General features: G+C 72.4%; 2 protein-coding genes and 1 pseudogene. All 3 read left to right on the forward strand.

The genetic code is table 11. The features are described 5' to 3' along the window. Positions 1 to 640, forward strand: a 640-nt coding sequence (locus SACSA_RS0111425) for a hypothetical protein (RefSeq protein ID WP_048876693.1), incomplete at its 5' end; no start/stop codon positions are given. An 89-nt stretch (positions 641 to 729) separates the two neighbouring features. Then, entirely contained in the window at positions 730 to 2,853 is a 2,124-nt protein-coding gene (gene ligA / locus SACSA_RS0111430) for an NAD-dependent DNA ligase LigA (RefSeq protein WP_157596825.1), read from the forward strand. 52 nt (positions 2,854 to 2,905) lie between these two features. Next, positions 2,906 to 3,169, forward strand: a pseudogene (locus SACSA_RS26060) (GNAT family N-acetyltransferase); the annotation flags it as partial.

The raw sequence follows: 3,169 nt of genomic DNA on the forward strand, positions 1-3,169 counted from the left end.
GCCCTGGCCGGACCAGCCCGTGCCCGCCGACCCGGAGGCCGCCGCCGCCGAGTTCTGGCGGTACTGGCGCGACGTGCTCCCCGACGTCAGTGCCGCGCTCGGCAACGGCAGCACGTCGCAGGCCGAGACCCTGCTGGCCGGGGCGGTGGCCGCGGTGCATCCGGATCTCCAGTTCTCCCTGGACCGGGGGCGGCGCGCGGTGTACGCGCTCGTGGTGAGCGGCCAGGAGGACCCGGCGCTGCGCCCCTACACCGACGCGTGGAAGGCCGCCGCGCCACCCGACGACGCGCTGTGGGAGTACCACGACTCGGTGCCCGGCGTGCCGGACCCGGCGGGTGTGACGGTGAACCTGGGTGCGCACCGGCTCGACCTCGCCGAAGTCCGGGTCGTGGTCCAGGTGGACGAGACCGAGGGCGTGGCCGACGTCGCCGTGTACCACCCGGTTCTCGCCGAGCTCGAGCCCGGAGCCCGGACCGCGATGACCTTCCTCCCGCTCGACGCGACGCTCGGCGAGCGGCTCGCCGCCGAGCGGTTGCGGCGGGTGGAGACCGCCCTGGCCGAACCGGCGGGCACCGTGGACCTGACCCGCTTGCGCGAGCTCGTCTCCGCTCTCGGCGGCGCTGTCGGTGGTGCTGACTAGGCTGGTCATTCGTGAGCAGTGACGACCTCGTTCCCGGTCCGGAGCGTGCCCGGCGTGAGCAGGCCGGCGATGACGCCGCCGGCGACGACCTGACCCCGTACTCCCCGTCCGTCGAGGCCGAGGACATCGGTGATGTCCCGGCCGAGCGGCGCGAGCGGCATCGGGACCTCGCCGACGAGGTCCGTGGACACCAGTTCCGCTACTACGTGCTCGACTCGCCCACGATCTCCGACGCGGAGTTCGACCGGCTGATGCGGGAGCTGGAGCGCATCGAGGCCGAGCATCCCGGCCTGGTGTCCCCGGACTCGCCCACCCAGCAGGTCGGCGGCGGCATGTTCTCCACCGAGTTCAACGCCTACGACCACCTCGAACGCATGCTCAGCCTGGACAACGCCTTCGACCTCGACGAACTGCGGGCCTGGGTCGACCGCGTCGAGCGTGAGGTCGGCGGCAGCACCCGGTACCTCTGCGAGCCGAAGGTGGACGGTCTCGCGGTGAACCTGCTCTACGAGCAGGGCACCCTCACCCGCGCGCTCACCCGGGGCGACGGGCGCACCGGCGAGGACGTCACGCTCAACATCCGCACGATGCGGGACGTGCCCGAGCGCCTGAGCGGCACCGACCGCTTCCCGGTCCCCGAGCTGGTCGAGGTGCGCGGCGAGGTCTACTTCCGGGTGGCCGAGTTCGCCGAGCTCAACGCCGGGCTCGTGGAGGCGGGCAAGCCCCCGTTCGCCAACCCGCGCAACGCGGCGGCGGGCTCGCTGCGCCAGAAGGACCCGAAGGTCACGCGCACGCGGCCGCTGCGACTGATCTGCCACGGACTCGGCAGGCGTGTCGGTTTCGACCCGGCACGGCAGTCCGACGCCTACGACGCCCTGGCGGCGTGGGGCCTGCCGGTGTCGTCGCACAGCACGGTCATCGACTCGGCCGACGGTCTCGTGGGGCACATCCAGTACTGGAACGAGCACCGGCAGGACGCCGAGTACGAGATCGACGGTGTGGTGATCAAGGTCGACCAGGTGTCGCTGCAGCGCAGGCTCGGCGCCACCGCGCGGGCGCCACGCTGGGCGATCGCCTACAAGTATCCACCGGAGGAGGCCAACACCACGCTGCTCGACATCGGCGTCAACGTCGGCCGCACGGGCCGGGTGACGCCGTACGCGGTGATGGAGCCGGTCAAGGTCGCCGGGTCCACGGTGGAACTGGCCACGCTGCACAACGCCGAAGAGGTCAAGCGCAAGGGCGTGCTCATCGGCGACCGGGTGGTGATCCGTAAGGCGGGCGACGTCATTCCCGAGGTGCTCGGGCCCGTGGTGGACGTGCGCACCGGGCGGGAGCGCGAGTTCGTCATGCCCGCGCACTGTCCCGAGTGCGGCACGGCGCTGGCCTACGAGAAGGAGGGCGACGTCGACATCCGCTGCCCGAACGCGCGGTCGTGTCCCGCGCAGTTGCGGGAGCGGCTGTTCCACCTCGCCGGCCGGGGCGCGTTCGACATCGAGATGCTCGGCTGGGAGGCGGCGGGCGCGCTGCTGCGGTCGGGCGTGCTCGTCGACGAGGGCGATGTCTTCGATCTGGACGCGGAGCGGTTGCGGCGGACCGAGCTGTTCGTCACCAAGGCGGGGGACCTCTCCGCGAACGGGCAGCGCCTGCTGGACAACCTGGAGGCCGCCAAGGATCGTCCGTTGTGGAAGGTCCTGGTCGGGCTGTCGATCCGGCACGTCGGACCCACCGCCGCGCAGGCGCTGGCCCGTGAGTTCGGCTCGGTCGACGCCGTCGACGCGGCCAGCGAGGAGGAGCTCGCCGACGTCGACGGCGTCGGGCCGACGATCGCGCACGCCGTGCGCGAGTGGTTCGCGGTGGGCTGGCACCGCGAGATCGTCGAGAAGTGGCGCCGTGCCGGGGTCCGCATGGAGGCCGAGCGGGACACGTCCATCCCGCGCAACCTGGAGGGCCTCTCGATCGTGGTCACCGGGTCGCTCGAGGGCTTCTCCCGCGACGAAGCCAAGGAGGCGATCATGGCACGCGGCGGTAAGGCCGCCGGGTCGGTGTCGAAGAAGACCGCGTTCGTCGTCGTCGGGGACGCTCCCGGGTCGAAGTACGACAAGGCCGTGCAGCTCAAGGTGCCCGTGCTCGACGAGGACGGCTTCCGGGTGCTGCTCGACCGTGGGCCCGACGCCGCGGTCGAGGTCGCGGAGAAGCGACCGGACGAGTGACCGGGCCGGACCGACGCCGGGAAGGCACACGGAACCGGGAGGAGAGGATCGCATGAGCGATGTGCTGGTGCGCCGGGCGCGGGCGGCCGAGCACGCCGCCGTGGGCGAGCTGACGGTCGAGGCCTACCGAGCCGAGGGCTTCCTGGATCACGACTCGGGCGAGTCCTACGCCGAGCTGCTCGCCGACGCCGCGAGCCGTGCCGAGCACGCGGATCTGTTCGTGGCCGTCGACGCCGACGGCGACCTGCTGGGCACGGTCACCGTCGCCGAGCCCGGCACCGCGATGGCCGACATGTGCCGGGCGGGCGAGGCGGAG

The organism is Saccharomonospora saliphila YIM 90502 (assembly GCF_000383795.1).
GTDB classification, from domain to species: Bacteria; Actinomycetota; Actinomycetes; order Mycobacteriales; family Pseudonocardiaceae; genus Saccharomonospora; species Saccharomonospora saliphila.